Here is a 14,201-nt window from a genome sequence, read left to right as displayed (position 1 = left end):
TCCGAACCGGTAACGCGTCAGCGACCCCGGCGCGGCGGTGATGTGCAGCCGGCTGCCTGGATCACTGGTGGTCCGCGCGCCGTGCCGACGGCAGAAGCCGCATTGGCAGGCCCGCAACGCCAGCTCGGCCACCGGCTTGCCGGGGTCGAGCTGCACATGGACCGCGCCGCAGTGGCAGGAGCCGTTGAGGGTGTTAGTCATTAGCCCCTCCCACTACCCGCGCGACTGCGTACGGATTGCTTCCACAGGTGTAGCCGCCAAGTTGGTCTTCGGACTTCATCATTGGCTGAACGTCCAAATGGGAAGTCCGCTTTTTTTACCCCATCGGCCATTCAAGTAACCACTGACGATTTCGCCCTCAGTTAAGTGCTTAGCGACTAAGGCTTTCAAACAGCCCGAAAGCTGACGGTTGCTCATTTCGGAAACTGGAACGACAGCTTGAAAAACTTTCTCCAAGCTGTCGTACACAGTGATTTCCCAACGGAGACCGCTGGCCATTAGCGGTAGCAGACCGCCTTGGCCGCCTTGACGATCTTGGGGACCGACGGCAGCGACAGGGCTTCAAGATTGGCCGCATAGGGCAGCGGCACGTCTTCCTGGTGAACCCGCAGCGGCGGGGCGTCCAGATAGTCGAAGCCGAACTCGGTGATGCGGGCGACAATCTCGGCGCCGACGCCCATCGGGCCCCAGCCCTCCTCGACCGTCACCAGACGGTTGGTCCGCTTGACGCTTTCAAGGATCGTGGCGTGGTCCATCGGACGGATCGTGCGCAGGTCGACGACCTCGGCCTCGACGCCCTCCTTGGCCAGTTCCTCGGCGGCTTGCAGGGCAAAGCCGACCATCCGCGAATAGGTGGCGATGGTGACGCTGGGACCGGTGTGACCCTCGGCGACGAAACGACGGACCTTGGCCTTGCCGATCGGCACGACCCAGTCCTCGACATCCGGGATGTCGAACTCGTGGCCGTACATCATCTCGTGTTCGAGGAAGACGATCGGGTTCGGGTCGCGGATGGCGGCCTTCAACAGGCCCTTGGCGTCGGCCGCGTCATAGGGCGCGATGACCTTCAGGCCGGGGACGTTGCCGTACCAGGCCGCGTAGTCCTGGCTGTGCTGGGCGCCGACCCGCGAGGCCGCGCCATTGGGGCCGCGGAACACGATCGACGACTTGATCTGGCCGCCTGACATGTAGAGCGTCTTGGCGGCCGAGTTGATGATCTGGTCGATCGCCTGCATGGCGAAGTTCCAGGTCATGAACTCGACGATCGGCTTGAGGCCGGCCATGGCCGCCCCGACGCCGAGGCCGGCGAAGCCGTGCTCGGTGATCGGGGTGTCGATGACGCGCTTGTCGCCGAACTCCTGCAACAGATCGCGGCTGACCTTGTAGGCGCCCTGGTACTGGGCGACTTCCTCGCCCATCAGGAAGACCTTGTCGTCGCGGCGCATCTCCTCGGCCATGGCGTCGCGCAGGGCGTCGCGCACGGTGATCTTCTTCATCGGCGTGCCGGCCGGGATTTCCGGATCAGCGAAGGTCGAGGCGGCCGAGATCGGGCCAACGGCCGGAGCCGCGGCGGCGACCGGCGCGGGCACCGGAGCGGCTTCGGCGGCGGGCGCGGCGGCCGGAGCCGGGGAAGCGGCTTCCCCCTCGCCCTTCAGCGTGGCGATCGAGGTGTTGACCTTGACGTTCTCGGAGCCGGCCGGAACCAGGATGGCTTCGATCACGCCTTCATCGACGGCTTCGACTTCCATTGTCGCCTTGTCGGTCTCGATCTCGGCGATCACGTCGCCGGCCTTGACGGTGTCGCCGACCTTGACCACCCATTTGGCCAGGGTGCCCTCTTCCATCGTCGGGGAGAGAGCAGGCATTAGAATATCGATCGCCATTAAAGGGCCTCCACTGGCCAAATAGGACGATCGTCACGTCCTAGTACGTAGGGAATCGCACCGGAAGACAGTTTGAAAGCATCTCCAGGCCGGCGATCAGTTCTCATAAAATAGCTTCCCATGACCAGCATCGCTGCGGAGGCGCATTCCTCCTTGCCGCCCGAAGCGCCGGTTACTGGATTGCGACTGCTCTTGGGATACGCGAAACAGACCGACAAGGACCTGAGCGTCTTGCCGTCGACGACCTGCTCGTCGAGCTTTGTACGCCAGTGCCCGACGAGCACCTTCTTGTTGCCCGGATACCAGAGAAAGGCCTGGCCTTGGGCATCGGTATACTCGACCTGGGTTCCATGCTGGCCGTCACCGCCTATGACGGTCACGTCACGCAGGAAGCTCTGAACATAGGTCTCAAACTCCGCCGTCGTCATCGTCTGTGGCGCGGTTTCGTGCGCCTTAAACTCGAAAATGGCGCGCTCGGGATCATACTTCATATAGGCGCTAGAGCCTTCGAACGGCTTTGGCGGCGCGGCTTCCGCCGCCTGCCCCGCCGCGAACGCGTCGGCCCAGGCCACCGGCTTGATGGAGCCCGCGACGACCATGCAGAGCGCCACTCCCAGGAGTACTTTGCCCCGCACGTCAGGCCTCCAGATAGACGTCGGTATAGAGTTCGGAGGGATCCGGCTCGGGGCTGGTGCGGGCGAACTCGGCGGCTTCGGCGACGATGCGCTTCACCTCGGCGTCGACCACCTTCAGATCGTCCTCGGTGACGCCGACCTTGGCCAGGCGTTCCTTCAGGTGGTCGATCGGATCGCGGGTCTGCTTGACGTTATCGACCTCGTCCTTGGTGCGGTACTTGGCCGGGTCGGACATCGAGTGGCCGCGATAGCGATAGGTCTTCATCTCGAGGATGAAAGGACCCTGGCCGCTACGGGCGTGCTCGGCGGCGCGGGCGCCGGCCTCGGCGACGGCCGTGACGTCCATGCCGTCGACTTCCTCGCCGGGGATCCGGAAGGATGTGCCGCGCTTGTGGAAGGCGGTTTCCGACGCCGAACGCTCGACGCTGGTGCCCATGGCGTACTGGTTGTTCTCGATCACATACACGACCGGCAGCTTCCACAGCTGGGCCATGTTGAAGCTTTCGTAGACCTGGCCCTGGTTGGCCGCGCCGTCGCCGAAATAGGCGAAGGCCACGTTTCCGTTGCCCCGGTAATGGTTGTTCAGCGCCAGGCCGGTGCCGAGCGAGACTTGGGCGCCGACGATGCCGTGGCCGCCGTAGAAGCCGGTTTCGATGTTGAACATGTGCATCGAGCCGCCCTTGCCGCGCGACGAGCCGCCCGCGCGACCGGTCAGCTCGGCCATGACTTCCTTTGGATCCATGCCGGCGGCCAGCATGTGGCCGTGGTCACGGTAGCCGGTGATGATCTGGTCGCCCTTGACCTTGATCGACTGCATGCCGACCGCGATGGCTTCCTGACCGATGTAGAGGTGGCAGAAACCGCCGATCAGGCCCATGCCGTACAGCTGGCCGGCGCGCTCCTCGAAGCGGCGGATCAGCAGCATGTTCTGGTAGAATTTCAGAAGCTCGTCCTTGCCGACGAAGGTGTTGACACCGGTGGCGTCGGCCTTCCCCGCGGGGGCTTCACCCTTGCGCGTGCGCGCCATTCAACTCTCCCTGGCCAATCTTCATCGCGGCCCTGCTCCTGGAAGCTCACCGTGCGAACCAACCTTCGGTTCCGCGCCGATGAGCCCTTGGTCAAACCCGAAAACAGGTCAGGTTCGCCTGATCCCGTCGGCAGCTCCGCAGAAACCAATCCGTACGGCGCCTTAGCGCTGGGTACGGATCACGTAGTCCTTGGGGTCGGCATATCCGAGGAGAGAACGCGCGCGCTCCTCCAACAGGTCCTCCGACAAACTGCCGCTGCGTAATAGACGAGCGCGGGCCTCAAGGTCCATCCTTTCGGCGTGGATCTTCTTCAGCTCCAGCGTCTCGGCGGCAAGATCTGCGTTGCGCTGCGACGTCGATAACAGGCCCCGTTCGCCCGTCAGGGCGTGAAACACGAAGTAAGTGATCAACAGGAGAAGCGCCGCAGTCGGCAGGAAGGGTTGCAGTCGGGCGAACATCATCGATTCCCAGCAGGGGAAGTTTACCCTGCCCGATCATGCTTAACGCCTTACTAAACGGGCGGTTTGGGCAGGTGACCGCAAGAGATCGAAAGCAGCATCATAACGCTTTCATTTGAGATGGTTTCAAAGGCATCTAGATACCGCATTGCAGCATCTAAACAGCCGTTTCGGCGCGTTTTTCACGGCGCTGCGGCCGCCCGGTCAGTTTTGCTTTTAGAAAAATTGTTGGTGAACCTTGGCGCCGGGCGCCTGGCGTTTAGGCGGTTGCGTCAGAATCACCTGCCGCGCGAACGTGTTCAAACAAAAAGGGGCGGCGCCGAAGCGCCGCCCCCTGTCGTTCGTTGGCGGAGATTAGCGTCCCTTGAGGACCGCGCGACCGGCATAGACGGCCTGGTCGTCGAGGGCTTCCTCGATGCGCAGCAGTTGGTTGTACTTGGCCAGCCGGTCCGAGCGGGCCAGCGAGCCGGTCTTGATCTGACCGCAGTTCAGGGCCACGGCCAGGTCGGCGATGGTGCTGTCCTCGGTCTCGCCAGACCGGTGGCTCATGACGCTGGTATAGGCGGCACGGTGGGCCATATCGACGGCGTCGATAGTTTCCGACAGGGTGCCGATCTGGTTGACCTTGACCAGGATCGAATTGGCCAGGCCCTGATCGAGACCGATCTGCAGGCGCTTGGGATTGGTGACGAACAGGTCATCGCCCACCAGCTGGACCTTCTTGCCCAGCGTGTCGGTCAGCAGCTTCCAGCCCTCGAAATCGTCTTCCGACATGCCGTCCTCGATCGACAGGATCGGGAACTTGTCGGCGAGGCCGGCCAGGTAGTCGACCATCTGACCCGGATCCAGGCTCTTGCCCTCGCCTTCCAGCTCGTACTTGCCGTTCTTGAAGAACTCGGTGGCGGCGACGTCCAGGCCCAGCACGAAGTCCTCGCCCGACCTGTAGCCGGCCGCCTCGCCCGCCTTGACGATGAAGGCCAGGGCGTCTTCGGCCGAGCCGAGATTGGGGGCGAAGCCGCCTTCATCGCCGACATTGGTGTTGTGACCGGCGTCCTTCAGGGCCTTCTTCAAGCCGTGGAAGATTTCCGCGCCCATGCGCAAGGCCTCGGCGAAGGTCGGGGCGCCTGTCGGCAGGATCATGAATTCCTGGATATCGATCGGATTGTCGGCATGGGCGCCGCCATTGATGATGTTCATCATCGGCACCGGCAGCACGCGAGCGCTGACGCCGCCGACATATTTGTAGAGCGGCAGGCCGGCCGATTCGGCGGCGGCCTTGGCGGTGGCCAGCGACACGCCGAGAATGGCGTTGGCGCCCAGGCGGCTCTTGTTGGCCGTGCCGTCCAGGGCGATCATCAAGGTGTCGAGGCGGCGCTGGTCCTCGGCGTCCACGCCCGACAGCGCGTCGAACAGCTCGCCATTGACCGCATCGACCGCCGACTTCACGCCCTTGCCGCCGTAGCGACCCTTGTCGCCGTCGCGCTTCTCGACCGCTTCGTGGGCGCCTGTCGAGGCCCCCGAGGGCACGGCGGCGCGGCCAAACGCGCCGTCTTCGAGGACGACATCGACCTCGACCGTCGGATTGCCGCGGCTGTCGAGGATTTCGCGGGCGATGATGTCGACGATCTCGGTCATGGGAGCTCCCTTTCAAAAGGCGCTTCCCCTTACCGGCGCAGACCCCGAACCGCAACCGGCGCGGGACGTCATCGTCCGAACGACCGTATGCCCTCAGGCCTGCAGCGCCGGCGGCGACCAGCCCTTGCCGAGCCGGAACTTGACCCGGTCGGAACCGAAATCGAGCTCGACCCGCGCGAACATCTTCAACACGTCCACCCCCAGCAGCACCGCCGGCCGCTTGTTGAGCTCCCAGAGGTCGAAGATATGCAGGTCGGCCAGCACCAGCGGCAGGTTTGTCATCCGCAGCGACCCCAGCTCGATCGAGCGGACGACCCGGAACTCGCCGAGCGTCGCCTCCCCTGCCGCTCCGATCAGATGAACCGCCATGCTCGGCTCGGGCCGGCGGCGCAGCCGCAGCTTGATGGCCTCGGCCAGGGCCAGGTTGCCGATGCTGGCGCCGGACCCTGAATCGATGAACGCCATGCAGCGCACGCCGCTGACCCGCGCATTGGCGATCGTCAGACGTCCAAAACGCTGGTCGGCGATGACCGAGACCTCTCTCACCCCCGAAAAGGCCGGGCTGAGGGCGCTGCTACGACGCACCTCCAGTCGGTGGCGTCGGAAATCCATCACCACGTTGCGGTCCTCGAGCATGTCGATGCCCATCAGGCCATCGACTCCGAGTCGCTCAGGCGGCAGGACCGGAAGCTGGGCGTTCCTCATCCGCGAGTCGCCCGACACCATAAGCGCCACCTTGGCCGTCGGTGTCAGGGCCGAGCCGCTGACGCCGTGCAGCATCACGTCCTTCCCGCGCTCCAACCCCAGGCGCTCGGCCAAGGGGACGGAGATCGCGCTGCGGTCGGCGCCGGTATCGACCACGAAGTTGAAGGGGCCCTTCCCATCGATGAACACCTCGACGGTCATGCGGTCGGAGGCGTCCAGCGCGGTGTCGACGAAGATGGCTTGCTGGTCGGGCGCGACCAAAGGCCCTGCGGAGGACTGCGCCTGGGGCGCGATGGCCGGGGGCGCGGGCGTCGTGGATCTAGCCAGGGCCTGTTCGGCCAGTAGCGACAATCCCAGTCCCGCCGTTAGATTTCGGCGTGTGAGCATGGGCGGGTCTCCCTTGTCACCAAGATAACATGGTTTTTCGACGAGATTGCCGAAAACGACGTTCTTTGGAACACGGGTCAAGCCGTCGCGGCCTGGGGAAAAATGCGAAAAGGCGGCGATCCGAAGATCGCCGCCTTTCAGGCATCGTCGTGTCGCCCCGCCGGAGCGGAGAGACCGCGAAAACTAGTCTTCCTTCGGCGTCAGGATCTGCTTGCCGTTATAGAGACCCGTCTTCAGGTCGACGTGGTGCGGACGACGCAGTTCGCCCGAGTCCTTGTCTTCCACGAAGGAATTGGCGCCCAGGGCGTGGTGCGACCGGCGCATGTTCCGGCGAGAAGGCGAAGTTTTTCTTTTGGGAACGGCCATCGAAGAGGACTCTGCTCGCTGAGCTTGGAAACTGGAGACGGCGACTCGGGAAGGACCCAGGCCGCCGTGTGAGGGCGCGTCTATGCCTGAAACTCCCCGAGGATGCAACCGGGGTTGTTAGACGAGTCTGCCCTGCTCCTTCGCCGCCGCGATGAAGCTCGCAAATAGCGGATGCGGGGCGAACGGGCGGCTCTTGAGCTCGGGGTGATATTGCACGCCGATGAACCACGGATGGTCCTCGCGCTCGACGATCTCGGGCAGCACGCCGTTGGGCGAACGGCCGGTCAGTTTCAGGCCGGCGTCCTCCATCAGGTGGGCGTAGCCGATATTGACCTCGTAGCGGTGCCTGTGGCGCTCGCTGATGTCCGTCGTGCCGTAGATGCCCGCGACCTTCGAGCCGGGCGTCAGGACGGCGTCATAGGCCCCCAGGCGCATAGTGCCGCCCAGGTCATCGTTGCTGCGCCGCTGGACGGTCTCGTTGCCCTTGATCCACTCGGTCATGATGCCGACCACGGGACGATCGGTGGGGCCAAACTCGCTGGACGAGGCGTCCTTGACGCCCGCCACGTTTCGCAACACCTCGATCACCGCCATCTGCATGCCAAAACAGATGCCGAAATAGGGCACCTTGCGTTCGCGGGCGAATTGGGCGGCTCGAATCTTTCCTTCAGCTCCCCGCTCGCCGAAGCCGCCGGGCACCATGATGGCATGGGCGTTCTCCAGGCGGGCCGCGGCCGCACCGGGGTCGCCCTCGAAGGTCTCGCTCTCGACCCAGTCCAGATTGACCTTGACCTTGTTGGCCAGGCCGCCGTGGTGCAGGGCCTCGATCAGCGACTTATAGGCGTCCTTCAAGACCGTATATTTGCCGACCACGGCGATGGTCACCTCACCGTCGGGGTGGTTGACGGTCTGGTCGATGGCTTCCCAGCGGCTGAGGTCGGGCTTGGGCGCGTCGCCCATGCCGAACACTTCCAGCACCTCGGCGTCCAGGCCTTCCTTGTGATAGTCGATCGGCACTGCATAGATCGAGGCGCTGTCCATCGCCTGGATCACGGCGCTGGGTCGCACGTTGCAGAACTGGGCGATCTTGCGCTTTTCCTCGACCGGGATCTCCTGCTCGCAGCGGCAGAGCAAAATGTCCGGCTGTATGCCGATCGAGCGCAGTTCCTTGACCGAGTGCTGGGTGGGCTTGGTCTTCATCTCGCCGGCCGTCTTGATGAAAGGCAGCAGCGTCAGGTGCACGTAGCAGCTCTGGCCGCGCGGCAGGTCCTGGCGCAGTTGGCGGATGGCCTCGAAGAACGGCAGGCCCTCGATGTCGCCCACCGTGCCGCCGATCTCGACCAGCACGAAGTCGACCGGCTTCTCGCCGGTCTCGTCCATCGCCGGCGAAAGGACAAAGTTCTTGATCTCGTTGGTGACGTGCGGAATCACCTGGACGGTCGCGCCCAGATAGTCGCCGCGCCGTTCCTTCTCGATGATCGTCTTGTAGATCTGGCCGGTGGTGATGTTGTCGGCCTTGGTCGCCGACACGCCGGTGAAGCGCTCGTAGTGGCCCAAGTCCAGGTCGGTCTCGGCCCCGTCGTCGGTGACGAAGACCTCGCCGTGCTGATAAGGGCTCATCGTGCCCGGATCGACGTTGAGATAGGGGTCGAGCTTACGAAGGCGGACCTTGTAGCCTCGCGCCTGCAGGAGCGCTCCGAGCGCTGCGGAGGCGAGGCCTTTTCCCAAGGAGGAAACCACGCCGCCGGTGATGAAAATGTACCGGGTCATGGGCAATCAGATTAGCCGCGATTCGGGGGCAGCGGCGAAAAGACCGCTGTTCATCAACATTAAAATGTAGCCGACCCTTACTGGGCCGGCTTTTCCGTCGAGGCGGCCGGCGCCGTGATCGCCGGTGGCGGGGCTTCGACGACCGTCTTGGCGGCAGGCCTGGCGATCGAGGCGGCCGGCTTGGGCGTGGCGATCGTCGGGGTCGGGGCGCTGATCTGCGGGGCCGGAGCCTCGATGGCCGCCGGGGCGGCCGTCGAAGGCGTGGTGGCGGCCGACGGCAGGGTCGCGCCCGGCGCTGGCAGGGTCGCTGGCGCCAGGGTCTTGGTGTCCAGGCCGTCCAGCTTCAGGCGATCGACCACCGAATTGCCGCCCGACATCCGGCCGGTCAGAATGGTCAGCGTCAGGCTGATGATCAGGAACACCGAGAACAGGATCCAGGTCGTGCGGGTCAGCAGATCGCCGGCGCCGCGCGCGGTCATGAAACCGCCGCCACCGCCGCCCATGCCAAGGGCGCCGCCCTCGGAGCGCTGAAGCAGCACCACGATGATCAAGACGACGCAAACAATGATGTTGATGGCCAGCAGAACGCCGATGAGCATGTGTAATTCGATCTCGATCCGGGCGACGGACGATTCCACCGCGAAAAACGAAGCGGCCCCTCTATCACTTGCGACAGGCCCACGCCATAGCTGGGGATCAACCAGCCCCACTCAAGTCCGTCTTCAGGTTTGTTCGCGCGCATGATCCTCGAGACCGAACGCCTGACCTTGGCGCCGCTGACCGTCGAGGACGCCCCCTACGTCTATCCGTTCATGAGCGATCCTGAGGTGATGGCCCACTGGGACCGCGCCGCCATCGAGGATCCCGACGAGGTGAAGGCCGCCGTCGCGGGCCAGGTCGCCGAGATGGCTGACCGGACCGGTCTCTACTGGGCCATCCGCCACACCCATTCCGGGGCGTTCCTCGGCTATTGCGAGCTGGTCGATCTCGACTGGCGCCACTATCGCGGCGAACTGGGCTTCATCGTCGCCCGGGCGGGCTGGGGCCAAGGCTTCGCCACTGAAGCCGCCGCTGCTCTGCTGGCCCATTGCGCCTCGCCGCTCGGCCTAAAGCGGATGATCGCCCGCACCCATGTTGGCGACATCCGCTCGGAGAAGGTGCTGCGCAAGCTGGGCTTCGAGGAGGAAGGCTATCTGAAGGGTCATGTGGACCGCGATGGCGAGCGGCGGGATTGCCGACTGTTTGGGCTGTTGTTCTAAGTCCTCCCACGTTGAGAGGGTTTTAGAGGTACGCGCGGCGGACCTTTTCGCCGCACCGCAGCAATCTTTCCCCAGCCCTCTTGCTTTCCGCAACGTTTTGGCCTCCTTAGGCCGCCCAACAGGCCCCTTTTGTCCCGCCCTTCTCGGCATCCGGACGAAAACGGTCTATTCTCTAAAGATTATTGACCAAGAACACGGTCCGCTTGGGGGTCGTATTTGGTCGTGGTGCGAGCCGCGCGCTTTGTGTGTGCGCCGTTCGCTTGAAACGAACTGGACCTGTATGCCCTTCCCCGCCTCCCACCCCGCTCTTGAGCGGGCTCTTGCCGCTCAAGGTTACCTTGAGCCCACCCCCGTCCAGGCCGCTGTGCTGGAAGAGGGCGCCGTCGGCCGCGACCTGCTGGTCAGCGCCCAAACCGGCTCGGGCAAGACTGTCGCCTTCGGTCTCGCCGCCGCCACCACCCTGCTGGGCGACGCCGAAAAGTTCGGCAAGGCCGGCCTGCCGATGTGTCTGGTCATCGCCCCGACCCGCGAACTGGCCATCCAGGTTAATCGCGAACTGGCCTGGCTCTATGCCGACGCCGGCGCCGTGGTCGTCAACTGCGTGGGCGGCATGGACGCTCGCCGCGAGCAGCGCGCCCTGAACTTTGGCGCCCATATCGTGGTCGGCACCCCCGGCCGCCTGCGCGACCACATCGAGCGCGGCCACCTGGACCTGTCCGAGCTGAAGGTCGCCGTCCTCGACGAGGCCGACGAGATGCTCGACATGGGCTTCCGCGAGGACCTGGAATTCATTCTCGACGCCGCGCCGAGCGAGCGCCGCACCCTACTGTTCTCGGCCACCCTGGCGCGCGAAATCGTGCAGCTGGCCAAGAGCTATCAGAACGACGCCCTGCGCATCGACACGGTCGGACGCAACGAGCCGCACCGAGACATCGAATACCGCGCCGTCCGCGTGGCGCCCAACGAGATCGAGCACGCGGTCGTCAACCTGCTGCGCTATTTCGAAAGCCCCGGCGCCCTGGTGTTCTGCAACACCCGCGAAAGCGTCCGCGCGCTGCACTCCAAGCTGCGCGAGCGCGGCTTCGCCGTGGTCGGGCTGTCGGGTGAACTTTCGCAACGCGAACGCGCCGACGCCCTGCAGGCCCTGCGCGACGGCCATGCCCGCGTCTGCGTCGCCACCGACGTCGCCGCCCGCGGTTTGGACCTGCCCGACCTGGGCCTGGTGATCCATGCCGAAATCCCGGTCAACAAGGCCACCCTGCTGCACCGTTCGGGCCGCACCGGCCGGGCCGGCAAGAAGGGCGTCTCGGCGCTCGTCGTGCCCTATACCCGTCGCCGCAAGGCCGAGCAGTTGCTGATGGCCGCCGGCGTTGAAGGCCATTGGGGCGGCGCCCCGACCGCCGACGAGATCCGCCTGAAGGACACCGAGCGCCTGCTCGACGACCCGATCTTCGACGAACCGTCGATGGAAGAAGACGCCCCCCTGGCCGAGGCCATGCTGGCCAAGCGCACGCCGATCGAGATCGCCTCGGCCCTCATCCGCACCCGCCGGGCCAAGCTGCCGGCTCCGGAAGAGATCTATGACGACCCGCGCCACGGCGCCGATCCGGGCCCCCGTAGCCGAGAAACGGGCTCGCGCGACGCCGGCCCGCGCTCCAACGACGCCGCCGACCGCTTCGCCGACCGCGCCCCGCGCGACTTCGGTTCGCGGGATGGGGGTTCGCGCGACGACGGCGACCGTCCCGAGCGCGAGCCGCGCGCCGACATGGCCAATTCGGCCTGGTTCCGCCTCAATACCGGCCGTCGCAACAACGCCGATCCCAAGTGGCTGATCCCGCTGATCTGCCGCCTGGGCCACATCACCAAGAAGGACATCGGCTCGATCCGGATCTTTGACTACGATACCAAGTTCGAGATCTCGGCCGAGGCGGAAGTGAAGTTCGGCGCCGCCGTCCAGAACACCGTGCGCGACGACGTGACCATCACCCCGACCACGGCCCCGGCCGCCCGTGATGCTTCCGGTCCGCGCAAGGAATACGCGCCGCGTCCGCCGCGCGACGACAACGACGGCCCGCGTCGCGAATACAGCCCGCGTCCGCCACGGGACGACGCCCCCCGTGCGCCACGCGCCAACGCCCCTGGCTCGCGCGACAGCTCGCCGCGTCCGTCGTCCTACAGCGCCGACGGCGTTTCGAACGCCAGGCCCTATGCGCGCGGCGAAGAGCCCAAGCGCGACTACAAACCCCGTGACGACGGCCCCAAGCGTGATTTCAAGCCGCGTCCCGCCGCCCGCGACGAGGCCCCGCGCGACTTCAAGCCTCGCGCCCCGCGCGATGAAGCCCCCAAGGCCTATTCGCCGCTGAACGAAGGTCCAGCCCCGCGCCGCGCCCCGCGTGAAGCCCGCGAGAGCGTGCCCTATGATCCGGAAGCCAAGCCGGCCAAGGCCCCCTACGTCGCCCGTCCCCGCGACGGCGCGACGGGCGGCAAGCCCTATGCCGGCAAGAGCAATGACGGCCCCGCCAAGCCGTTCAAGGGTCCCAAGCCCTTCAAGGCCCCCAATGCCTTTAAGAGTGGGGCCGCGTTCGGTGACAAGCCGGCGTTTGGCGCCAAGCCCGCCTTCGGCAAGAAGCCGGCCGGCGCTAAGGCGCCGTTCAAGAAAAAGTAGTGATCCGAAGTCCTCCCCCTGTGGGGGGAGGCGATCGCGCAGCGATCGGTGGGGGAGTTTTAGGGTCGATCCGGGCCAAGGCTGGCGGCCGATCACTCCCCCCTCCGTCGCCCATTGGGCGACACCTGCCCCACAGGGGGAAGACTTTCTAAACCGCCTGCCCCGCGCACCAGCCCGACGCCCAGGCCCACTGGAAATTATACCCGCCTAGCCAGCCGGTGACGTCCACCACCTCACCGATGAAATAGAGCCCCGGCGCCGCCTTGGCCTCCATCGACCGCGAGTCCAGCCCGTCGGTATCGACCCCGCCCAGCGTGACTTCCGCCGTGCGATAGCCCTCCGACCCCACCGGCTTGAACGTCCAGGCGTTGACCGTGGCGGCCACGCCGCGCAGCAGCACATCCGAGCAGTCGGCCAGATTGCCATAGGCCCCAGCGTCCTCGGCGATCAGTTGGGCCAGGCGCTTGGGCAACAGCTCCGACAGCACCGTCGCCAGGGCCCGTTTGGGGGTAGCGGTGCGGGCGGTCTTCAGCATCGCGAACACGTCGGCGCCCGGCGCCATGTCGACGCTGATCTCGCCGCCTTCGCGCCAGTAGGACGAGATCTGCAGAATCGAAGGTCCCGACAGGCCGCGATGAGTGAACAGCATGGCCTCGGCGAACCTCGTCCTGCCGCTGGTCACGACGGCGTCCAGCGCCACGCCCGACAGCGGAGCCAGGCGCTCCAGGGTCTTGACCTCGAAGGTCAGGGGCACCAACGCCGGCCGGGTTTCGACGATCGCCAGGCCGAACTGCTGGGCCAGGTCGTAGCCCAGGCCCGTGGCGCCCATCTTCGGGATCGACTTGCCGCCGGTGGCGACCACCAGCGAGGCGCAACGCATCGGACCGCGCGAGGTGCTGACCACGTAGCCGCCCTCCTCCCGGGCCACGCCCTTGATCTCGGTCTCGATCCGCAGTGTGACCCCAGCCCTGTCCATCTCGGTCAGCAGCATGTCTATGACCTGCTTGGCCGAGCCGTCGCAAAACAGCTGGCCCAGCGCCTTCTCGTGGAAGGCGATGTCGTACTTCTGAACGAGCGCGATGAAGTCGGACGGCCGGTAGCGGCGCAGGGCCGAGACGCAGAACTTCGGATTGGCCGACAGGAAGTTGGCCGGCGCGGTGTTGACGTTGGTGAAGTTGCAGCGCCCGCCCCCGCTGATGCGGATCTTCTCGCCCGGGGCCTTGGCGTGGTCGAGCACCAAAACCCGGCGCCCGCGCTTGCCCGCCTCGATAGCGCACATCATGCCGGCCGCGCCGGCGCCCAGCACCACGACGTCGAAATCTTCCAAGGCCGGAGCCCTCCTGTTGAGGGCCGTTTCGACAGGAGGCGAGCGAGCGAGTCAATCGCGAGGATGCTGGGGGCTATCCAAGC

Annotated in this window: 12 protein-coding genes; 2 read left to right on the top strand and 10 right to left on the bottom strand. The window is 65.6% G+C overall.

Going from position 1 to position 14,201, the window contains the following annotated elements; genetic code table 11:
* Positions 1-497: 497 nt before the first annotated feature.
* The 9 genes from ACP696_RS01435 to secG form a co-directional block, all read right to left on the bottom strand.
* Positions 498-1,883, bottom strand: coding sequence for a pyruvate dehydrogenase complex E1 component subunit beta (locus tag ACP696_RS01435; RefSeq protein ID WP_426011576.1), 1,386 nt, complete (start codon positions 1,881-1,883; stop codon positions 498-500).
* Positions 1,883-2,482 carry a hypothetical protein gene (locus ACP696_RS01430; RefSeq protein ID WP_426011577.1) on the bottom strand — a complete coding sequence of 200 codons (600 nt, stop codon included), beginning with the start codon at positions 2,480-2,482 and terminating at the stop codon, positions 1,883-1,885. The genes ACP696_RS01435 and ACP696_RS01430 overlap by 1 nt, the downstream gene beginning before the upstream one ends.
* A gap of 37 nt (positions 2,483-2,519) precedes the next feature.
* Complete coding sequence (gene pdhA / locus ACP696_RS01425) at positions 2,520-3,545, bottom strand: pyruvate dehydrogenase (acetyl-transferring) E1 component subunit alpha (RefSeq protein WP_426011578.1); 1,026 nt, start codon at positions 3,543-3,545, stop codon at positions 2,520-2,522.
* 162 nt (positions 3,546-3,707) lie between these two features.
* Positions 3,708-4,004, bottom strand: coding sequence for an FtsB family cell division protein (locus ACP696_RS01420; RefSeq protein WP_426011579.1), 297 nt, complete (start codon positions 4,002-4,004; stop codon positions 3,708-3,710).
* A gap of 354 nt (positions 4,005-4,358) precedes the next feature.
* On the bottom strand, positions 4,359-5,639 hold the full coding sequence (eno, locus tag ACP696_RS01415; RefSeq protein ID WP_426011580.1) for a phosphopyruvate hydratase: 1,281 nt from the start codon (positions 5,637-5,639) through the stop codon (positions 4,359-4,361).
* Positions 5,640-5,732: 93 nt separating this feature from the next.
* Positions 5,733-6,731, bottom strand: a complete 999-nt coding sequence (locus ACP696_RS01410) for a retroviral-like aspartic protease family protein (protein WP_426043383.1) — start codon at positions 6,729-6,731, stop codon at positions 5,733-5,735.
* A gap of 183 nt (positions 6,732-6,914) precedes the next feature.
* A complete protein-coding gene (rpmF, locus tag ACP696_RS01405; protein ID WP_007671126.1) occupies positions 6,915-7,097 on the bottom strand; it encodes a 50S ribosomal protein L32 in 183 nt (60 codons plus the stop codon).
* Between the two features lie 117 nt (positions 7,098-7,214).
* Positions 7,215-8,867 (bottom strand): CTP synthase, encoded by a 1,653-nt coding sequence (locus ACP696_RS01400; protein WP_426011582.1) that lies wholly within the window; start codon positions 8,865-8,867, stop codon positions 7,215-7,217.
* A gap of 77 nt (positions 8,868-8,944) precedes the next feature.
* On the bottom strand, positions 8,945-9,466 hold the full coding sequence (gene secG / locus ACP696_RS01395; protein WP_426011583.1) for a preprotein translocase subunit SecG: 522 nt from the start codon (positions 9,464-9,466) through the stop codon (positions 8,945-8,947).
* Positions 9,467-9,607: 141 nt separating this feature from the next.
* Here secG and ACP696_RS01390 point away from each other — a divergent pair, with 141 nt between their 5' ends.
* Both ACP696_RS01390 and ACP696_RS01385 read left to right on the top strand, forming a co-directional pair.
* Entirely contained in the window at positions 9,608-10,126 is a 519-nt protein-coding gene (locus tag ACP696_RS01390) for a GNAT family N-acetyltransferase (protein ID WP_426011584.1), read from the top strand.
* 280 nt (positions 10,127-10,406) lie between these two features.
* The gene (locus ACP696_RS01385; protein ID WP_426011585.1) at positions 10,407-12,791 is read left to right on the top strand and encodes a DEAD/DEAH box helicase; all 2,385 of its coding nucleotides are present in this window, start codon (positions 10,407-10,409) and stop codon (positions 12,789-12,791) included.
* Between the two features lie 148 nt (positions 12,792-12,939).
* Here the strand turns inward: ACP696_RS01385 and ACP696_RS01380 are convergent, their stop codons facing one another.
* The gene (locus tag ACP696_RS01380; RefSeq protein WP_426043382.1) at positions 12,940-14,118 is read right to left on the bottom strand and encodes an NAD(P)/FAD-dependent oxidoreductase; all 1,179 of its coding nucleotides are present in this window, start codon (positions 14,116-14,118) and stop codon (positions 12,940-12,942) included.
* Positions 14,119-14,201: the final 83 nt, after the last annotated feature.

It is taken from the genome of Caulobacter sp. DWR3-1-2 (genome assembly GCF_049896225.1).
Taxonomy (GTDB): domain Bacteria; phylum Pseudomonadota; class Alphaproteobacteria; order Caulobacterales; family Caulobacteraceae; genus Caulobacter.
The sequence above is the reverse complement of the archived record's forward strand: the minus strand, read 5'-3'. Positions and strand labels throughout refer to the sequence as shown.

What these genes read in the sequence shown, in the direction of transcription:
- eno (WP_426011580.1), bottom strand. Translation starts at nt 5,639, where the DNA reads ATGACCGAGATCGTCGACATCATCGCCCGCGAAATCCTCGACAGCCGC.
- ACP696_RS01400 (WP_426011582.1), bottom strand. Translation starts at nt 8,867, where the DNA reads ATGACCCGGTACATTTTCATCACCGGCGGCGTGGTTTCCTCCTTGGGA.
- ACP696_RS01390 (WP_426011584.1), top strand. Translation starts at nt 9,608, where the DNA reads ATGATCCTCGAGACCGAACGCCTGACCTTGGCGCCGCTGACCGTCGAG.
- pdhA (WP_426011578.1), bottom strand. Translation starts at nt 3,545, where the DNA reads ATGGCGCGCACGCGCAAGGGTGAAGCCCCCGCGGGGAAGGCCGACGCC.
- ACP696_RS01435 (WP_426011576.1), bottom strand. Translation starts at nt 1,883, where the DNA reads ATGGCGATCGATATTCTAATGCCTGCTCTCTCCCCGACGATGGAAGAG.
- ACP696_RS01430 (WP_426011577.1), bottom strand. Translation starts at nt 2,482, where the DNA reads ATGGTCGTCGCGGGCTCCATCAAGCCGGTGGCCTGGGCCGACGCGTTC.
- ACP696_RS01385 (WP_426011585.1), top strand. Translation starts at nt 10,407, where the DNA reads ATGCCCTTCCCCGCCTCCCACCCCGCTCTTGAGCGGGCTCTTGCCGCT.
- secG (WP_426011583.1), bottom strand. Translation starts at nt 9,466, where the DNA reads ATGCTCATCGGCGTTCTGCTGGCCATCAACATCATTGTTTGCGTCGTC.
- rpmF (WP_007671126.1), bottom strand. Translation starts at nt 7,097, where the DNA reads ATGGCCGTTCCCAAAAGAAAAACTTCGCCTTCTCGCCGGAACATGCGC.
- ACP696_RS01420 (WP_426011579.1), bottom strand. Translation starts at nt 4,004, where the DNA reads ATGTTCGCCCGACTGCAACCCTTCCTGCCGACTGCGGCGCTTCTCCTG.
- ACP696_RS01410 (WP_426043383.1), bottom strand. Translation starts at nt 6,731, where the DNA reads ATGCTCACACGCCGAAATCTAACGGCGGGACTGGGATTGTCGCTACTG.